The 19,919-nt window shown below is 62.7% G+C and carries 7 protein-coding genes and 2 tRNA genes; 5 read left to right on the plus strand and 4 right to left on the minus strand.

All coding sequences use genetic code 11. The annotated features are described in order from the left end of the window. Positions 1–391: 391 nt before the first annotated feature. A complete protein-coding gene (locus tag F3J24_RS21005) occupies positions 392–10,270 on the plus strand; it encodes an autotransporter-associated beta strand repeat-containing protein (RefSeq protein WP_167010334.1) in 9,879 nt (3,292 codons plus the stop codon). A gap of 580 nt (positions 10,271–10,850) precedes the next feature. On the opposite strand, the gene F3J24_RS21010 is transcribed toward F3J24_RS21005, so the two are convergent. Continuing rightward, entirely contained in the window at positions 10,851–13,436 is a 2,586-nt protein-coding gene (locus F3J24_RS21010) for an arginine/lysine/ornithine decarboxylase (RefSeq protein WP_167010336.1), read from the minus strand. Between the two features lie 139 nt (positions 13,437–13,575). On the opposite strand from F3J24_RS21010, the gene F3J24_RS21015 reads away from it, so the two are divergent. The 4 genes from F3J24_RS21015 (at position 13,576) to F3J24_RS21030 (ending at position 15,352) form a co-directional block, all read left to right on the plus strand. Beyond that, the gene (locus F3J24_RS21015) at positions 13,576–14,001 is read left to right on the plus strand and encodes an NfeD family protein (RefSeq protein ID WP_167010338.1); all 426 of its coding nucleotides are present in this window, start codon (positions 13,576–13,578) and stop codon (positions 13,999–14,001) included. Positions 14,002–14,090: 89 nt separating this feature from the next. Further along, entirely contained in the window at positions 14,091–15,011 is a 921-nt protein-coding gene (locus F3J24_RS21020) for an SPFH domain-containing protein (RefSeq protein WP_003080523.1), read from the plus strand. A gap of 91 nt (positions 15,012–15,102) precedes the next feature. Then, a tRNA-Ser gene (locus tag F3J24_RS21025) sits at positions 15,103–15,193 on the plus strand. Between the two features lie 68 nt (positions 15,194–15,261). Next, a tRNA-Ser gene (locus F3J24_RS21030) sits at positions 15,262–15,352 on the plus strand. A 291-nt stretch (positions 15,353–15,643) separates the two neighbouring features. Here the strand turns inward: F3J24_RS21030 and F3J24_RS21035 are convergent. From F3J24_RS21035 to F3J24_RS21045, 3 genes are all read right to left on the minus strand, one after another. Next, positions 15,644–18,142, minus strand: a complete 2,499-nt coding sequence (locus F3J24_RS21035) for a TonB-dependent receptor (RefSeq protein WP_240154414.1) — start codon at positions 18,140–18,142, stop codon at positions 15,644–15,646. 98 nt (positions 18,143–18,240) lie between these two features. Beyond that, complete coding sequence (locus F3J24_RS21040; protein WP_167010340.1) at positions 18,241–19,239, minus strand: FecR domain-containing protein; 999 nt, start codon at positions 19,237–19,239, stop codon at positions 18,241–18,243. Positions 19,240–19,241: 2 nt separating this feature from the next. Beyond that, on the minus strand, positions 19,242–19,724 hold the full coding sequence (locus F3J24_RS21045) for a sigma-70 family RNA polymerase sigma factor (protein WP_034369408.1): 483 nt from the start codon (positions 19,722–19,724) through the stop codon (positions 19,242–19,244). Positions 19,725–19,919 lie beyond the last annotated feature (195 nt).

Below are 19,919 nucleotides of genomic sequence, written 5' to 3' on the forward strand. Positions count from 1 at the left end.
ACCAGCGCTGCTACTCATTAGCGTGAGCAGAACCATGCTCATTGCGCCAGTTGCGCGGCAACGAAAAAACTTCATTAGCTACCTCTTCTGAACGCCGAATCATGCGACTTGTGATGCCGAGGCCGAACTTGTACCAGTTGTGAATGCCTTCACTGTTGCAGATACAGATCTGCTCAGGCTGGAAGCCAGAAAGGAGACAATGTATCAAAATGAAATTAATTATCCGTATTTGTAGCGGAAAATTGCATTGACTCACCGCTTTTTGAACGCATCAGAACTGCATTCGATGTCATATCGAAAGTTGTCGAAGTAAGTCGGCTCGTTGGTGGGTCTCAAGCTCTTGAAAAGAAGAACGGAACTTCCATCCATGCGATGGAGAGGGAGAGGCTGAATGAATCATGTTTATCGGGTGGTGTTCAATGCCGTTTCGGGCATTTGGCAGGTCGTCAGCGAGATCGCTCGTGGACCTGGAAAAAGCAGTCGTCGCACAAAACGTGTGCGAAGCCGGGTTGGAGTTCCTATGCTTGTGGCTGCTGCAGCCTTGCTCACGGCAGCTTTTGGCAGCGATGCTGCCTTCGCCGCCTGCTCGCCCGTAGCGCCACCGGACGGCAGCACGGTGACCTGCACCGGCACCGTCGAGGACTACGCGGCCATCGGCAACAACCTGATCTTCAATATCTCGAGTGGCACGCTGGTGACCTCCAGCATCGAGGGCGTGCCCTCGATGAGCCTCATCGGCACCGGCATCACGGTGAACAACAACAGCATCTTCGACCCGATCTTCGGCAAGGGCTTCAGCGTCGCCACCTCGGCCCTGAAAATGCAAGGGATCGGCGCGTCGAACCTGGTCATCAACAACAATGCCTCGGCCTTCATGCGCGGCGCCTCGGGCAACCTCGGGGCGTCCCTGGCCAACATGGACGGCATGGCGATCGAGGTGAGCAATACGCCGACGGGCCTGACCACCATCGTCAACAACGGCACCATCACCTCGATCGCCCTGGCCGGCGCTACCGAGGCCGACGCCCTGCGTCCGGTGGTGGCCGTGTATGGCGGCGGTCGGGTGGAGATGAGCAACACCTACCAGATCTACGGTCGGGTGGCCTTCGAGACATCGGCCCTGGGCAACCTCTTCACCAACAGTGGCGCGGTCTACGGCAGCGTGTCGCTGGGCGCCAACAGCAGCAACCAGTTCATCGCCATCACCGGCAGCTCGATCTCGAACAATGGCGCGAGCGGGCCGGCCCTGGGCAACAGCGCCGGGATCGACCTGGAGTTCGCCGCGCCCGGCATCGTCGATGGCGGTGCCAACGGCAACAACACCCTGACCCTGCGCAACACGGTCAACAGCGGTGCCACCGGCACCGGCACGCTCTCCTCGGCGGTCTACACCAACTTCAGCAACCTGGTGATCCAGAGCGGTACCTGGAACGTCACCGGCCCGCTGTTGACGGGCGCCACCACCAGTGCCCGCCTGGAAGGCGGCGCACTAGTGGTAAACAACGGCGGCTTCGCCGGCAGCGGGACGATCAGCGCATTGGGCGGCACCATGAGCAGTTCGGGTTCCCTGCTGACGTTGGCCAACAACATCGAGCTGCGCCCCAATGTTCCGGCCGGCACCAGCGGCCTGACCCTGAACGGCTCCAACGCCATCACCCTCAATGGCGTGATCTCCGGGACGGCGGGCCTGACCAAGAACGGCGGCCACGTCCTGCGCATCAACGGGGTCAACACCTACAGCGGCGGTACCAACCTCAACGGTGGTACCACCATCGTCGGCACCAACGAGGCGTTCGGTACCGGTGCGATCAATACCGGTTCGGCCGGCGCGCGCATCGACTCCAGCGCCGTGGTCAACCTGGCCAATACGATCAACCTCGGCGGCACGCTGATTCTCGGCGGCACCAGCACGCTGACGCTCGACGGCAACGTGCTTGGCACCACCAACCAGCTCTCCAAGGTCGGCTTGGGCAACCTGGTCCTGAATGGCACCAACACCTTCCAGGGCGGTCTCCTGCTCTCGTCCGGTACCCTCACCGTCGGCAACGACCAGGCCCTGGGCAGCGGCACCTTGACCGTGGGCGCGACCACCAGCCTGAACAGCAACAAGTCGGTGACCCTGGCCAACGCCGTCACCCTCAACAGCAACCTGAACGTTTCCGGGAACAACGACCTGCGCCTGAATGGCGCGATCACCGGCAGCACCAGCGTCAAGCTGACCAAGACGGGCACCGGCAACCTTACCCTGGGCGGCTCGAACAGCGGGTTGCTCAGTGACATCGACCTCAACGCCGGTACCCTGACCGTCGCCAGCAGCGGTGCGCTGGGCAGCGGCACGCTCACCGCCACTGGCAACAGCCGCCTGGCGGTCACCTCGGCGCAGACCATCAGCTCCGCGATGACGGTCAACAACGGCGTCACCCTGGACTTCAACACCACGGCCGCGACCACCCACAACGGGGGCATCCTCGGTACCGGCACCCTGGCCAAGACCGGCTCGGCAGACCTGCTGCTGACCACGGCCAACAACTTCACCGGCAACTGGGACGTTCGCGAAGGCTCGCTGACCACGACGGCGGTCAATGCCCTGGGCAGCGATCCCGGCCTCAATGTCGCCAGCGGCGCCAGCGTCAACCTGGGCGGCAACACCGACCTCACGACCCTGAGCGGCAGCGGCCAGGTGAATACCGACTCACGCGTGGCCGTCGGTTACGCCAACGTCAGTTCGACCTTCAACGGCCAGATCACCGGCCAGGGCAGCCTGCTCAAGGTCGGCAGCGGTACCCTGACCCTCGGCGGCATCAACACCTACACCGGCTCCACCACGATCAACGTCGGTCGCGTCAATGTTGCGGCCGGCGCCAGCCTGGCCAGCAACCTGGTGACCGTCAGCACCGGCGGCACCCTCGGCGGCAGCGGTACCGTGAACGCGGTGACCGTCGGTATCGGAGGCCGCCTGGCCCTGAGCAGCGGCAGCACCCTGACCACCGGCTCCCTGACCCTGAGCAACGGCGCGATCCTCGACCTCGCCCTGGGCGCGCCGACCCTGAGGCCAATGCTCAACATCATCGGCAACCTGTCGATCACCGCCAGCACCTTCAACATCACCGATGCCGGTGGCCTGGCCAACGGCAACTATCGCCTGCTCAACTACAGCGGCAACCTGACCGGCACCAACCTCACCGCCGGCAGCACCCCCTCCGACCTGCTGTCGACCGATATCGGCCGGGTGTTCGACATCGCCGGCAAGACCCTGACCCTGGTGATCAACTCGCCGACCCTCGGCACCCAGTACTGGGACGGCAACAACCCCCTGGCCAACGGGGTCATCAACGGCGGCAGCGGCATCTGGAGTTCCAGCGCGTCGAACTGGACCAAGTCCGATGGCAACACCAACGAGGTCTGGGCGGGCAAGACCGCAGCGTTCGCCGGCAGTACCGGCGTGGTGCTGGTCCAGGGGCAGCAGTCGGTCAACGCGCTGCAGTTCAAGACCGATGGCTACGTCCTGGTCCAGGGCGCGGCCGGTGCCCTCGACCTGGTCAATGGTACCGGCGGCACCGCCAGCGTGGTGACCGACACCGGCGTCAGCGCGCAGATCGCCACGAACATCACCGGCACGGGCAAGCTCACCAAGAGCGGCGCCGGCACCCTGATCCTCAGCGGCAGCAACAGCTACAGCGGCGGTACCGTGCTCAGCGCCGGCACCTTGGCCGTGCGCAGTGATAGCGCCCTGGGCACCGGCAACCTGGTGCTGGGCAGCGGCACCACGCTGGTGGCCGACTCGTTCCCGCCGAGCCTGAACAACGCCCTGGTCACCAATGGTGTTTCCACCCTGCAGGTCAGCGTCAGCCGCCTGACCCTCGGCGGCGACATCAGCGGTGCCGGCGGCCTGATCAAGACCGGCAGCGGGACCCTGGTGCTGAACGGCAGCAACAACATGCTCGGCAATTTCAACCTGATTGCCGGCGGCCTGATCATCGGCAACGGGCTGGCACTGGGTTCGGGTTCGCTGGTCACCAGCAGCGGCACCACCCTCGACGCCAGCCTGCCGGGGGTGACCGTCGACAACAACGTGGTGATCAACGGCGACCTGACCTTCCTTGGCAACCGCGACATGTCCCTCGGCGGCGTGATCTCGGGCACCGGCAACCTGATCCACAACGGCGGCAACGCCCTCAACCTGACCGGCGCGAGCACCTTCGACGGCACCCTCACCCTCAAGGGCGGCACCCTGCGCCTGGGGCAGAACACCTCGCTGGGCAACGCCCAGCTCAATGTCACCGGCGCCGCCACCCTGCAGAGCGCCGCCAATATCAGCGTGGCCAACGCGGTGGACCTGGGCGCGATGCTGACCGTGGTCGGCAGCAACGACCTTAACCTGGGCGGCGTGGTCACCGGCGCGGGCAACCTGCGCAAGAGTGGCACCGGCACCCTGACCCTGTCCGGCAACAACCAGGCGCGCACCGGCGACACCGAGGTCGACAACGGCACCCTGCGCCTGGGCCATGCCAATGCCCTGGGCAGCGGCAAACTGAACGTCAACGGCATCGCCACGGTGGAGAGCAGCAGTGCGCTGACCGTGAGCAACGCCGTGGATGTCAGTGGCGTGATGACCGTGGGCGGTAGCAACGACCTGACCCTGAGTGGCGTGCTCAGTGGCAGCGGTGGCCTGACCAAGGCGGGCAGCTCGACCCTGACCCTGGGCGGCGTGAACACCTTCGACGGTACCTACCAGGTCAGCGCCGGACGCCTGGTCAGCAGTGTCGTCACCGGCCTGGGCGCATCGAGCCAGGTCAACGTCGCCTCCGGCGCGACCTTGCAGATCGTCCAGGGCGGCAGCATCGGCCGTCTGGACGGCGCGGGCGCGGTCCAGCTCGACGCGGGCAACTTCTCCGTCGGCGCGGGCAGCTTCGGCGGGGCGTTCAGCGGCAGCGGCAGCCTGGTCAAGACCGGCACCGGTATCTTGCGTCTCAACGGCAACAGCACCCATTCCGGCAGCACCACGGTCAACGGCGGTGTCCTGCTGGTCGATGGCCTGCTCGGCTCGGGCAGCGTCACGGTGAATAGCGGTGCTTACCTGAGTGGCAGCGGCACCATGGCCGGTGCGGTCAGCGTCGTCGATGGCGGCCACCTGAGTCTGGCGTCCGGCTCCGTGATGAGCCTAGGCTCGCTAGTGCTGAACAACGATTCCAATGTCGATGTCGCGCTGGCCGCGGCGATTCCGGGTGCAGCAGGCCTGGCCAATGTGGCCGGTAACCTGACCCTGGATGGCAAGCTCAACGTCAGCAACGCCGGTGGTTTCGGTGCGGGTGTCTACCGCCTGTTTGACTATGGCGGCCTGTTGACCAACAACGGGCTGGTGATCGGTACCACGCCGAATGGTGTTCTGACCAGTGAACTGGATGTGCAAACCAACGTCACGGGCCAGGTCAACCTGGTGGCGGGCGGGCCGTTCAATGTGCGCTTCTGGGATGGTTCGGAGCTGTCGGGCAATGGGCGCATCGAGGGCGGCAACGGCACCTGGAACAGCACGGCTACCAACTGGACCGGCGCCAATGGCAACCTGAACTCCGCCTGGCTGGATACCTTCGCGGTGTTCCAGGGCGCTTCCGGGTTCGTCAATCTGACCAGCGCGCAGCGGGTCACCGGCCTGCAATTCGTCACCAGCGGCTATAACCTCTACGGCAGCGGCGCCGGTGAGCTGGTGCTGGTCAACGACAGCAATGGCGCGACCAATGTCCGCGTGGACAGCGGCGTGACCGCCGACCTGGACGTGAACATCAGCGGTGCGGGAACACTCAACAAGCTCGACAGCGGCACCCTGGTCCTCAATGGCAGCAACAGCTACAGCGGCGGCACGCTGCTGGCGGGTGGCCGGCTGGTTGTCGGTAACGACAACGCCCTGGGCAGTGGCAGCCTGCGGGTTACCACGGATGCCAGCTTTGCCAGCAATCGTCCCGTCAGGCTGGCCAACGATGTGATCCTTGACGCTGACCTGACCTTCAATGGTGCCGGTGCCCTGACCCTGGACGGTGCGATCAGTGGCAGCAAGGGGCTGATCAAGGAAGGGGCCATGACCACCCTGGTGCTGAACGGCAGCAGCAGTTATGCCGGCGACACCGTGCTCAACGCCGGCACCTTGCGGCTGGGCCACAACGATGCGCTGGGCGACAGCGTGCTCAAGGTCACGGGCAGCAGCACACTGCAAACCGTTGGCGTGACCACGCTCGGCAACCGCCTGCAGATCGATGACAGCCTCACCTTCAGCAGTGCCGACAACGTGAGCCTTTCCGGCCGCCTGGGCGGCAGTGGCGTGTTGACGAAGACGGGTACCGGTACGCTCACCCTGAGTGGCACCAATGACTTCCTTGGACAGATGAACATCTCCACTGGCCAGGTGACCCTGCAGGGCATCACCGGACTGGGGGTGCCCAGTGTCAACCTTCAGAGCGGCTCCGTTCTGAAGGTCGCAGCCGACAGCACCCTGAACCAACTCACCGGCAGTGGCAACGTGGAGCTGGCCAACTCGACCCTGACGGTGAACGGGGGAGGCCTCGGCGGCAGCTTCAGCGGCAGCGGCCACCTGACCAAGGTCGGCAATGGCAGTCTGATACTTGCCGGCAACAGTGCGATTGGTGGCTCGCTCACTGTTTCCGGTGGAAGCGTAATCCTTTTCGGCTCGAATGTGGTCTTCAGCGCCTCCGCCGTAAACGTTGCCAGCGGCGCGAGTCTGATTGGCTTCGGTGGCGCTGCCTTCGACAGCACCGTGAACGTCGCCGACGGCGCCAGTCTCGGCCTCGTCAGTGGCAACACGATGACCACTGGCGCCCTGAACCTGAGCGCCAACTCCATACTCGCTGCTTCCCTCGGTGCGCCCGTCGATGGCGCGCCAGGCCTGCTGCGGGTCAACGGCAACTTGGTGTTGGACGGCAAACTCAACGTTTCCGATATCGGCGGCTTCGGTATGGGCGTCTACCGCCTAATTGACTACACCGGCACCCTGACCGACAACGGCCTGAGCGTCGGCATCATCCCGAGCGGCTTGGCCATCAGTGACCTGGAAGTGCAGACCAGCACCAACAAGCAGGTCAACCTGGTGGTCGGCGGCGCGGCCGGCAATGTGCTGTTCTGGGATGGCAACACCACCAGCAACGGCGTCATCGAAGGCGGCAGCGGTACCTGGGGCGGTCCGATCAAGAACTGGACAACTGCCAGCGGCAACTTCAACCAAGCTTGGCTCGACGGTGCCTTCGTGGTGTTCCAGGGCACGGCGGGCAGCGTGACGGTGGATGGCCTGCAGAACACCAGCGGACTGCAATTCCTCAGCGACGGCTACACCCTCTCGAACGGCACGGGCGGCGGTCTAAACCTGATCAACAGCGTTGCCGGTTTCACTGGCGTGCGCGTAGGCAGCGGCAACACCGCGACTCTGGCTGTTGACCTGAGCGGCAGCGGTACCCTGAATAAACTGGAAGGCGGCACTCTGGTGCTGACCGGCAATAACAGCTATCAGGGGGGCACCAGCATCAACGGCGGCACAGTGCAGGTGGACTCGGACGCTCGCCTGGGCGCAGCCAGCGGAGCCTTGAGCTTAAACGGCGGAGCATTGCAGACCACAGCCAATACCAGCACCCAGCGCCAAATCACGCTGGGCGCCAATGGCGGTAGCTTCCGCCCCGATGCCGCCACCACGCTGACCATTAACAGCGGCATGCAAGGCACGGGCGGCCTGACCCAGGGTGGGGCCGGCACGCTGGTGCTGACCGGCAGCAACAGCTATGCCGGTGACACCACGATTGAGGCAGGCACGCTGCAGCTCGGCAATGGCGGCATATCGGGCACGCTGGGTGCTGGCAATGTGTTCAACAACGGGGCCTTGCTGCTTGATCGCAGCGATGCCTACCTGATTGCCAACAGCATCAGCGGCACGGGCAGCCTAACCCAGCAAGGCACGGGTGCGGTAGCCCTGACGGGCGACAACAGCTATTCGGGCCAAACCACGATTGCCAGCGGGACGCTGCAGGTGGGCGCCGGCGGCAACTCGGGCAGCCTGGGCACGGGTGCTGTCACCAACAACGGCGTGCTCAGCGTGCTGCGCAGGGACGCCGTGACCCTGGCTCAGAACATCAGCGGCAGCGGCAGTCTGCAGCAACTGGGCAGCGGCACAACCACGCTGACGGGCAGCAACAGCTATACAGGGGGCACGGTGGTGGTGGCAGGCACGCTGCGGGCGGGTTCCTCCGGTGCGCTGGTGCAAAACACCGCCTACCATTTGAACCAGGGCGCCACGCTGGACCTGAACGGCCACGCGCTGCTGGCTTCGGTGCTGACGGGGGGCGGCAATCTGCTGCTGGGTTCGGCCAATCTGACCATCAACAATGCGGCAGGTCAGAGCACCGAATTTGACGGACAGATTGCAGGCACGGGCCAGTTGGTCAAACAGGGCGAGGGGGTGTTGGCCCTGAACAATGCCAGCAGCTTCGCCGGCGGGGTCAGCCTCAAGCAGGGCCGCATCAATCTGGGCAATGCCCAGGGCCTAGGCACAGGCAGCTTGGCCATGGACGATGGCACCAGCCTGGCTCTGACAGCCAATGGCATGGCGATTGCCAACAACCTGGTGATGACGGGTAGCAATGACCCCGTCATCGATACCGGCGCCAACAGCGCCATCTGGGCTGGTGCCATCAGCGGTACAGGTTTCCTGACCAAGCAAGGCTCGGGAGTCCTGGCGCTGAGCAGCACAGCCAATAACTACACCGGCGCCACTCAGGTGGCCCAGGGGACACTGCAGGCGGCAGCGGTCAACAGTTTCAGCAGCAGCTCGGCCCATAGTGTGGCTGCCGGTGCCGTGCTGGATCTGGCCGGCTACAGCCAGAGCTTGAGCAGCCTGAGCAACAGCGGCACAGTGAACCTCAGTCGCCATGGCGGCGGCACGCCAGGAGCCGTGCTCAAACTGACGGGTCCCTATGTGGGCAACAACGGCACGCTGGGCATCTCCACCGTGCTGGCTGCCGACGGAAGCGCCAGTGACAAGCTGTTGCTAAGCGGCGCCGATGCCGTGGCCAGCGGCACAACGGCTATCCAGATCACCAATGCCGGCGGGCTAGGTGCGCAGACCACCGGCAGCGGCATTCAAGTCGTTGCGACCGAGAACGGTGCCCGCCTGCAACCTGGCAGTTTTGCGCTGGCGGGAGGACATGTGGATGCGGGCGCCTATGAATATCGCCTGTTCCAGACAGCTCAGGGTGCAGCGCTGCAGTCCATTAACACCCAGTTGGCCTATCGCAGCGAAGTGCCTCTGATTTCGGCTCTGCCGGCCCAATTGCGCCAAGCCGATGCCGCCATGCTCGGCGATCTGCGCAAGCGCATGGGTGATGACAATGTGACGGGCATGGCTGCTAGCGGCACTTTTAGCAGCGACACCGGCTCGGGTCGCAGGGCCTGGGGCCGCATTCTTCGCGCCGATCCCACTATCACCCAACAAGGCACTGTGAACCCTCAAAGCAGCGGCCACCTAACGGGCTTCCAGGCCGGGCTGGATCTGTATGCTGGCCAAAGTTTCAAAGGGGGGTTCTATGTAGGTCAGCTGCAAGGCGATATGAGCGTCACAGGGTTTGCTGGCGGTATCAATAGCAAATATGTGGGCTTTAACAGCCTGACCAGCCGTTACTTGGGTCTGTATGGAACTTGGCAAAGCGCCAACGGCCTGTATGCCGATGCCGTGCTGCAAGCTGCAGACTATCGCAGCACTTTGCACACTTCAGAAAGCACAGGTGCATCAGGCTCGAGCATCATCAACGGAACGGGGGTACTGGCTTCGCTGGAGCTGGGGCAGTCCTTTGCAGTAGGCAGCCACTGGCAGATCGAGCCCCAGACCCAGATCAGCTACCGAAGCATCAACCTGCACGACAGCGCCATGAGCCTAGCCCAGGTGCAGAACAAGGCTGACAATGACTGGACGCTCCGCCTGGGAGCTCGTATCAAAGGCAGTTTTGCAACAGGCGCAGGTCACCTGCAGCCCTATGCACGCGTGAATGTGTACAAGGCAAGCAGTACCAATGATGCAGCACGCTTCATTACTTCGGCAGCCACCACGCAGATCACGGCCAAGGGTGGCTACACCTCCACGGAAGTGGCGGCCGGTGCCAGCTTGCAACTGAACAAGAGCACCAGCATCTACGGAGAACTGGGAAAGCTCTGGGCCGTAGGTGGTGACAGCCGGATCAAGAGTGGCGTGCAGGCCTCGCTGGGCGTGAGGGTGCAATGGTGATCTGAGCGATTATTTGAATAGCCATTGAGCAAAGCCCGCAGTGCTAATGTGCTGCGGGCTTTGTTGTCAAGGGGCTGCTGCGTAGCGGTGAAAAGAATGAGAGGCAGCAATCGCTGCAAAGCGAACCTTCAAACTCGTCCGCGAAGCACCGCGCAAGCGAGTGACCAGCCATGAGGGCAAAGTGCTCATCCAGTACAGACGGCGTTCAACGACTGGTGTCGGCGATTGCCGCCGACCAGATCAAGCACACCGCTGAACTAAGGGCGGAATGCCGAACAACGACGACCAACATTTAAGATTAGCCACGCCGATTTCATAACAACTTACCTGTCGTGAATTCCGCTGAAAACTTATCCGTATCCCATGCAGAATCGGGAACAGCCTCAGGATCAAGCCGCCGCTGGCACCGGTTTCATTGAGGCAGCTCCACAGCATGAACAGCGCCCAGGCCAGGCTGCAGCAGTCATCGACAGTTGTGAACGCATGGCCTCTTTCATCTCCGGCATGAAAAAGCCCGGCATGCGGAGCACCCCGGGCTTTGTCTTGGCACGGCGATTCGCGTCAACGAATCATCGGTGCGTCACAGCGTGCGACCAAACGGTCCGGCATCGCCCACCTGCACCGGCTTCTTGCCCTTGCGGGCCGGCTTGGCGGCGGTTCCGGCCACGCGCACGTCCATATCGGCAGGCGTAGAAGCCTTGACCTTGGGCGAAGCCTTGCCCGTCTTGGCTGCGGGCTTTGTCGCAGGCTTGGCTACGGCCTTGGCCGCCGTCTTCGCCGAGGGCTTGGCTGCCGCCTTGACCGCGCCGGACTTGGCTGCAGGCTTCTTGGCCGCAGGGGCCTTCTTGGCGGGCACGGACTTGGTCTCCGCGACGCAGTCGGCGTAATAGCGGATCTCGCCGTTTTCGTCTTCCAGCTCCACCAGACCGTGGATGTCGGTCTCGAAGCCCGGGCACTCCTTGGCGAACTCGCGCGCGAACACCAGGTAGTCCACGATCTTCTTGTTGAAGACCTCACCGGGGATCAGCAGCGGAATTCCGGGCGGGTAAGGCGTGACCAGACCCACGGTGGTGCGGCCGACCAGATGGTCGATTTCCACACGCTCGGTCTTGCGCTGCGCGATATGAGCATAGGCATCCGAGGGCTTCATCGTGGGCTTGAGATCCGACAGATACATCTCGGTCGTCAGGCGTGCGATATCGTACTTGGCGTACAGCTCGTGCACGTGCTGGCACAGGTCCTTGAGGCCCATGCGCTCGTAGCGGCGGTGCTGCTGGCAGAACTCGGGCAGGATGCGCGCCAGAGGCTGGTTGCGGTCGTAGTCGTCCTTGAACTGCTGCAGCGCAGTCAGCATGGTGTTCCAGCGGCCCTTGGTGATGCCGATGGTGAACATGATGAAGAAGGAGTACAGACCCGTCTTCTCGACCACCACGCCGTGTTCGGCCAGGTATTTGGTGACGATGGACGCGGGAATGCCGGTGTCGGCAAAGTCGCCATCCAGATCCAGGCCTGGCGTGACGATGGTGGACTTGATGGGGTCCAGCATGTTGAAGCCATCGGCCAGATCGCCAAAGCCGTGCCAGTTGTCGAACTCCTTGCCGTTCTTCTTGGAGCGGGTCTTGGTCGATGCGTCCGTGCCACGGATGATCCAGTCCTGGGCCGTGCCCACGCCTTCCTCGGCCAGGGCTTCAGGGCCCCAGACCTCGAACCACCAGTCGTCGTCGCCGAACTCGTCCTCCACCTTGCGCATGGCGCGGCGGAAGTCCAGCGCCTCGACAATCGACTCTTCCACCAGGGCCGTGCCGCCGGGCGGCTCCATCATGGCGGCAGCCACGTCGCAACTGGCGATGATGCTGTACTGGGGGCTGGTCGAGGTGTGCATCAGATACGCCTCGTTGAACAGCGGGTGGTCCAGCTTCTCGGTCTGGCTGTCCTGCACCAGCACATGCGAGGCCTGGCTGATGCCGGCGAGCAGCTTGTGGATGGACTGGGTAGCATAGACCACCGAGTGCACCGGACGCTTGCGCTTCTTGCCCATAGCGTGATAGCTGCCATAGAAGGGGTGGAAGGCAGCGTGTGGCAGCCAGGCCTCATCAAAGTGCAGATTGGCCACATAGCCGTCCAGCATGCCCTTGATGGTCTCGGTGTTGTAGAGCACGCCGTCGTAGGTGGACTGCGTCAGCGTCAGCACGCGGGGCTTGACGGCCTTGGCGTCCACGCCCTTGAGCAAGGGGTTGGCGGCAATCTTGGCCTGGATGGACTCGACGGAGAACTCACTCTGCGGAATCGGTCCGATGATGCCGAAGTGATTGCGCGTCGGCTTCAGGAACACCGGAATCGCACCGGTCATGATGATCGAGTGCAGGATGGACTTGTGGCAGTTGCGGTCCACCACCACCACATCGCCGGGTGCCACGGTGTGGTGCCAGACGATCTTGTTGGAGGTCGATGTGCCATTGGTCACAAAGTAGCAGTGATCGGCATTGAAGATGCGTGCCGCATTGCGCTCGGACTCGCCGATGGCGCCGTTGTGGTCCAGCAACTGGCCCAGCTCTTCCACGGCATTGCAGACGTCGGCGCGCAGCATGTTCTCACCGTAGAACTGGTGATACATCTGGCCCACGGGGCTCTTCAGAAAGGCCACGCCACCCGAGTGACCGGGGCAGTGCCAGCTGTAGGAGCCGTCTTCGGCGTAGTCCAGCAGTGCCTTGAAGAACGGAGGCTGCACGCTCTCCAGATAGCTCTTCGCTTCACGGATGATGTGCTTGGCCACGAACTCGGGCGTGTCTTCGAACATGTGAATGAAGCCATGCAGCTCACGCAGAATGTCGTTGGGCAAGTGACGGCTGGTCTTGGTCTCACCGTAGATATAGATGGGCACTTCCTCATTCTTGCGGCGCACTTCACCGATGAAGTCGCGCAGGCTGTGAATGATGGGGTCCTTGTCGCCGCCGAGCTGGAATTCCTCGTCGTCGATCGACAAAATAAAGGCACTGGCCCGGCTTTGCTGCTGTGCGAACTGCGACAGGTCGCCATAGCTGGTCACGCCCAGGACTTCAAAGCCCTCTTCTTCAATGGCTTGAGCCAGGGCGCGAATGCCCAGTCCCGAGGTGTTCTCGGAACGATAGTCCTCGTCGATGATGACGATGGGAAAGCGAAACTTCATGAACAGCCTCCGTACCAATCAGGCCTAAAAAACGAAACAGCCGCGAAGTGTAAGGAATATCCTTATTGCGGCTTTGAAACAGGCTGTTTTTAACCCAGAATGTGGTGCACTAAATACAGGCCTTAACAGGAGCTCAGGTATGGATCACTCCACCGCGTGGTGGTTGCTTGCAGGTTTGCTGGTCATTGCGGAGCTGTTGACCGGCACTTTCTATCTCCTCATGCTGGCCCTTGGCGCCATTGCCGGTGCGCTTTGTGCCCATTTCGGCATGGGCACCAACAGCCAGATCGTCACTGCGGCGCTGCTGGGCTCGGGCGCCGTCCTCGTCTGCTATCTGCTGCGCAAACGCAGCCCGCGCCGGCAGCCCGCCTCCAGCAATCGCGATGTCAACATGGATGTGGGCGAAACCGTGGTCGTGGAGCAGTGGAACACCGACGGCACGGCCCAGGTCCGCTATCGAGGCGCCACCTGGACCGTCATGGGACGCCAGGGCGCCCTGCCCATTCCCGGCCCCCACCGCGTGGCCGAAGTCATCGGCAACCGACTGCTGGTTGACAAGATCTGATACCGCCCGGCCCCGGCATGGTTATGCTGGACGCTGGAACGCCTCGCACTCTTTCTTCACATCAACGCCCCACAAGGGCTGGAGACAATATGGATTACGCAGTCCCTCTCGCCATCGCCATCATTGCCGTCATCTTCATCGTCCGCTCGATCAAGGTGGTTCCCCAGCAGCATGCATGGGTCAAGGAGCGTCTGGGCAAGTATGCAGGCACGCTCACGCCCGGCCTGAACTTTCTGATCCCGTTCGTGGACCGCATCGCCTACAAGCACAGCCTCAAGGAAATTCCCCTGGACGTGCCCAGCCAGGTCTGCATCACGCGGGACAACACGCAGCTGACCGTGGACGGCATTCTCTACTTCCAGGTCACCGACCCCATGCGTGCCAGCTACGGCTCGTCCAACTACATCATGGCCGTCACCCAGCTCGCCCAGACCTCGCTGCGCAGCGTGATCGGCAAGCTGGAGCTGGACAAGACCTTCGAGGAACGCGACATGATCAACGCCCAGGTCGTCAATGCCATCGACGAGGCCGCGCTGAACTGGGGCGTGAAGGTGCTGCGCTACGAGATCAAGGATCTGACACCGCCCGCTGAAATTCTGCGCGCCATGCAGGCCCAGATCACGGCCGAGCGTGAAAAGCGTGCCCTGATCGCCGCCTCCGAAGGCCGCCGCCAGGAACAGATCAATATCGCCACCGGCGAGCGCGAGGCCTTCATCGCCCGCTCCGAAGGCGAAAAGCAGGCCGCCATCAACAAGGCCCAGGGTGAGGCGGCAGCCATCACCACCGTGGCCGAAGCCACCGGACAGGCGCTGGAGCGCGTGGCCACGGCCATCCGCCAGCCCGGCGGCGAGCAGGCGGTGCAGCTCAAGGTGGCTGAAAGCGCCGTGGAGGCCTACAGCAAGGTGGCCGCAGACTCCAACACCACCCTGGTCATTCCTGCAAACATGACTGAAGTCTCCGGCCTGATTGCCTCCGCCATGAAGATGGTGCAGGTGGGCAAGAACGCCTGACCGCCTCGCTTGATGCGCCGTGCAGAAAAGAACTTTCTGCACTTTCATTTTGAGGTCGAAATTTCTGGTTAGAATAGCGGCTTCATCACACGGAGCGGTGGATGAGTGGTTTAAGTCGCACGCCTGGAAAGCGTGTGTGGGTTAATAGCCCACCGCGGGTTCGAATCCCGCCTGCTCCGCCAGATTTTAAAATCAAGTCGACCACACTTGGTTTTTTACTTCAGCAATGAAGTATTTTTGGGATCGCTGTGGAGCGGTGGATGAGTGGTTTAAGTCGCACGCCTGGAAAGCGTGTGTGGGTTAATAGCCCACCGCGGGTTCGAATCCCGCCTGCTCCGCCAAATGACAAAAGGCCTTGAAGTAATTCAAGGCCTTTTTTCTTTTTGCCGCATTCAGCTGTGAATACGATTTGAATTCACTGTACGGCAATAGCATCTTGGATATCCTGCCCGGCACCGGGCAATGCCACGGGCCGAATCGTAAAAGTCGAGCCCGGCCATTTTCGGGCCGGCTTGGAAAAAACGCAACGCACGATCAGCCTGCCAGCAATGCCCCCTCACGCCCGCGTTGGCGGGCTTTGACGGGCCAGGGCATCTGCAGGCCGGATCCAGAGCTCGCCTTGAATCAGGCGCTCAGAACCTGCCGCGCAGCGTCAGCATCACATTGCGCGGCTCGCCATAGTAGTTGGAGCCATAGGCCGCCCAGACACGCTGGTAGTACACCTTGTCAAAGACATTGTTGACGGTCAGCGTTGCATCCAGATGCTTGTTGAAGCGGTAGCCGATCTGCAGCGCAGCCGTGGTCACCGGCCCCTGCGAGAACTTCACATCGCCATTGAGACGGTACATGCGGCTGGTGCTGCGCAGACCGCCACCCAGGCTGAAGCCCTCCAGGGCACCCGGACCGAACTGATAGCGCGTCCACAGGTTGAAGCTGTGACGCGGAGCGATGAAGGTATAGAGCTGGGCCTTCTCGTCCGGCGTTCCTTCCAGGGTTTTGGTCTGCGTGTACGCATACCCGACAGCCAGATTCCAGCCCGCCGTGATGCGGCCATTGATTTCGGCTTCCACCCCCTGGCTTCGCATCTTGCCTGCGGCAACCGAAAACAGCGGGTTTGCCGGGTCGGTCATCGCACGGTTGGTGTCCTCCATGCGGAAAATCGCCGCACGGGCATTGAGCTGCTTGTTAAGCCACTCGCCCTTCACACCTGCTTCGTATTGCTGGCCCACGCGTGGACGCAATGTCATGCCGTCGGCATCGCTGGCGGTCTGCGGCGCAAAAATGCGGGTGTAGCTGGCATAGGCAGACAGCTGCTCGCTCAGATCGAACACCACACCCGCATAAGGAGTGAACTTGCCGCTGATGCGCGTATTGGTTTCGGAGAACTGGTTGAAATAGGCGTTGCGATTGACGGCATGGTTGTCCCACCAGGTCATGCGCCCACCCATGCTGAGCAGCACACCGCTGGCCGGGCGCAGATTGACCCGCCCATACAGCCCGTACTGCTCCGTGCGGTTGTCGTTGCCATTGGAGAAACTGTAGTTCGTCGGCTTGGGAACGTTGTTGTCAGGATCGAAGATGTTGATCGGAGCACCATCGCCGCCGCCGTACTTGAAGCTCTTGTGCACCTTGCGATAGTCTGCTCCCAGCGTCAGCTCGTTGTTGGATGAACCCAGAGCGGTGAACGGCGTGCTGATGAAACCGTCCAGGCCATGCGTCTTCCAGTGGCTGCGGTAAGCCCAGCTGATGAGACAGCTGTCGCCGGTGGCGGGGTCCGCTGCACAGTCCGACCAGCCGAACAGCCGCGAGGGCTCGTCCTGCTCGCGGTAGCTGGCGCTGAGCTTGATCTGCCCGCCGTTGTCCAGGCGATGCTGCAGTTCTGCGAAGTACTCTGTATTGCGTTCGGTGATGTGGTTCCAGATGGGATCCAGATAGCTGGAGCGCGGAATGTCCAGCAGGCGTCCATCCGGATAGGCCGGGAGTCCGAATGCGGGACGCCCCTTGTATTGCTGATGGCTGGCTCCGGCGGTGAGCGTGCTCGATGGCGTGAGATCGGCCTCCAGCACACCATAGATCAGCGGCTTCCTGGAATACACATGATCCACAAAGGAGCCCTGGTCCTGGTAGGCCGTGACAAGACGCCCGCGTATGCGTCCATCACTGCTCAAAGGCCCCGTCATGTCCGCCTCGGCGTAATAGCGGCTCCACGAACCGGCCGACAGCTGAGTGGTGAACTCCTTGTGCGCCTTGGGGCGTTTGCGCACCAGATTGATGGAGCCGCCAGGATCGCCTGCGCCCTGAAACAGTCCGGCAGGGCCGCGCAGGACTTCGATACGGTCGTACATGGCCATACCGAATCCGCTCGAAAGATCATTGCCTGTGCTGGCCGGGTTGTTAATGCCATCCACCTGCACGGTATCCACCGCGTAGCCGCGCAGATAGAAATTGCCATGATTGCCTCCGGTGCTGCCAGGCTCCACGGTGACGCCGGGCACAGTGCGCATGGCGTCATCGAGACTCTGGATATTCTGGTCATCGAGCATCTGACGCGTCACGACGGAAACCGACTGCGGAATTTCGCGCAGACTCTGGGCGCTCTTGCCGACGGTGACCAGCTGCGCCGCGTAGGAGCCCGTGCCCTCCGAGAAGGTCGAAACCTCGGCCGGTGCAGTCACCAGCACTTCCGCCAGGCTGGGGGCCGTGCCGGCCGCCACAGGAGCCGCAGTGCTCTTGCGCAGGATGAAAACGCCAGGCTGGGTCTGGACAGCCTCTAGCCCCGTGCCGCGCAACAGCTGAGCAAAGCCCTCTGCGACCGCGAACCTGCCATGCAAACCTGCAGTCTGAAGTTCCCCGGAAAGTGCAGAGTCCGCCGACAGCGTCACCCCCGACTCGCCCGCAAAACGCGCCAGGGTCTGGCTCAATGGCCCCCGAGGCAGGCTGTACTCTCGCCGCTCCGGCTCACTCGGAAAGCTCTGGCCAGACTGGGCCTGAACGCTGCCGGCAGCGGCCATGCCCATCAGCAGTATCAGCCCGGCTTGCACGGCACTATGTTTGAATCCCTGGCCGCCAACGGACAGGATGGACGAGGAAAGAAGCGAAGTCTGCCCGCAAAAATGCTGCGCCATAACCATGAAGTGACCCTTCTGAAAACGCCGATAAATGTGTTGTCTTTCTGGTATGACCGGCGTCCCGCCAAAAGGGGACATGGAAGCGGAATAAATCAAGTGCCTCAGCGCGGCACGATGGTCACCCAGTAGCGCGAGCGCTGCAGAACCCTGATGGGCAAGGAGGCCGCCAGCGCCGCCAGTGCCTGGTCCGTATCACGCAGCTGAAAGGCTCCGCTCACCGGCAAGGCTGCCACCGCCGGATCGCACCGCACAATGCCCGGACGGTAGCGCGAGAGTTCGGCTGCAAAGACGCCCAACGCTGTCTTTTCCGCATAGAGCACCCCTGCCGTCCAGCCATCGGCGGCAAGACCGGCGGCTTCGGGCGCGTCCACATACTCTGCGCTCATATGTGCCTGCTGCCCCGCATTGATGCGCACCGCCGCGCCGCCGTTGGCGGGGATCAGCTCCACCGCCCCCTGTTGAACCGCAACCAGGGAACTGCGATCCGTCGGCGCAGAAGGTGGAGCGATACGCACGGTAAAGCGCGTTCCCAGCGCACGCGCCGTTCCTTGTGCCGTCTGGACCAGAAACGGCCGCTGCGCGGCATCGGCAGCAGTCTGTACCCAGATGGCGCCCGCACGCAGGATCAGGCGGCGCTCCGAAGATGTGAACATCATGTCTACGGCACTGCCGGAGTCCAGCTGCATTCTGCTGCCGTCGGCCAGCGTCGACTCACGGCGCTCTCCCGTATGAGTACGCATATCCGCCGACCATTCATGCCAGGGCGCAAGACGCCAGGCCCCATAGCTGACGGGCCCCGCCACGATCACAGTCGCCAGCAGCCGCGTGACGGCACGCCGCTGCGACCGGTTCGCATCGCGCAGGGCCGCCGCGCTCAGCACACCCAGCGTCTTGCCGGCCCGGCTTGCATTCAACTGGCCGAGCACCCGTTCGGCGCGCTGCCAGGCGACTTCATGGCGCGGGTCCGCGTTGCGCCATTGCATGAGTTCTGCCTGCAGCGTCGCATCGCCTTCATCGGCGTGCAGCCGCACCAGCCACTGCGCTGCCTGCCGCGCTGCGCTTGGATCGATAGCCAGGGTCGGGGACGGTGAAGCGGACATGCTCAGACCACCAGCAAGATGCACTGCTCGAAGGCCTGCGCCATATAGCGCTTGACGGTGCGGACCGTGACATCCAGGCGCTGCGCCACCTGCGCGTAAGTCAGGCCATCGAGTTGAGACAGCAGGAACGCCTCACGCACCTTGGGCGGCAGGCCGTTGAGCATGGCATCGATCTGATGCAATGCCTCCAGCACCAGCAACTGCTGCTCGGGCGAAGGCGCCAGGGGCTCCGGTAGCTGGGCCATTGCGTCCAGCCATGCCTGTTCCAGCGACAGCCGCTGCACATGATTGATGAGCAGATTGCGCGCAACCGTGGTCAGATAGGCTCGCGGCTCGCGCAATACCAGCGCGCGCTGCTCGGCCTGGGCCGCCAGCACTCTCACAAAAGTATCTTGTGCCAGATCCGCGGCGTGATCCGCCCCGCCTAGCTTGCGCCTCAACCAGCCTAGAAGCCAGGGGTGATGCTCTCCATAGATCGCGGCCATGTCGGTCAAGGAGTGGGATGGGTGTGACAAGATACAGCAGCTTACTCATTTCAGTAATGAGAATTATTATCGATCGATGAGCAAACTGAAATAGCTGTGGTTTTTCCGGAACGCCCTGCCTGGCAGATATCTCCGGCGCACTGGGTGGACTCCTGTTCACCGAAGTTAAGGGGGCGGCATCCAATACGCCGCCCC

Source organism: Comamonas sp. Tr-654 (genome assembly GCF_011752915.1).
Taxonomy (GTDB): Bacteria; Pseudomonadota; Gammaproteobacteria; order Burkholderiales; family Burkholderiaceae_C; genus Comamonas.

Excerpts from the sequence above, each read along its gene's own strand:
- F3J24_RS21005 (WP_167010334.1), top strand. The coding sequence starts at position 392 with ATGAATCATGTTTATCGGGTGGTGTTCAATGCCGTTTCGGGCATTTGG.
- F3J24_RS21010 (WP_167010336.1), bottom strand. The coding sequence starts at position 13,436 with ATGAAGTTTCGCTTTCCCATCGTCATCATCGACGAGGACTATCGTTCC.
- F3J24_RS21015 (WP_167010338.1), top strand. The coding sequence starts at position 13,576 with ATGGATCACTCCACCGCGTGGTGGTTGCTTGCAGGTTTGCTGGTCATT.
- F3J24_RS21020 (WP_003080523.1), top strand. The coding sequence starts at position 14,091 with ATGGATTACGCAGTCCCTCTCGCCATCGCCATCATTGCCGTCATCTTC.
- F3J24_RS21035 (WP_240154414.1), bottom strand. The coding sequence starts at position 18,142 with ATGGTTATGGCGCAGCATTTTTGCGGGCAGACTTCGCTTCTTTCCTCG.
- F3J24_RS21040 (WP_167010340.1), bottom strand. The coding sequence starts at position 19,239 with ATGTCCGCTTCACCGTCCCCGACCCTGGCTATCGATCCAAGCGCAGCG.
- F3J24_RS21045 (WP_034369408.1), bottom strand. The coding sequence starts at position 19,724 with ATGGCCGCGATCTATGGAGAGCATCACCCCTGGCTTCTAGGCTGGTTG.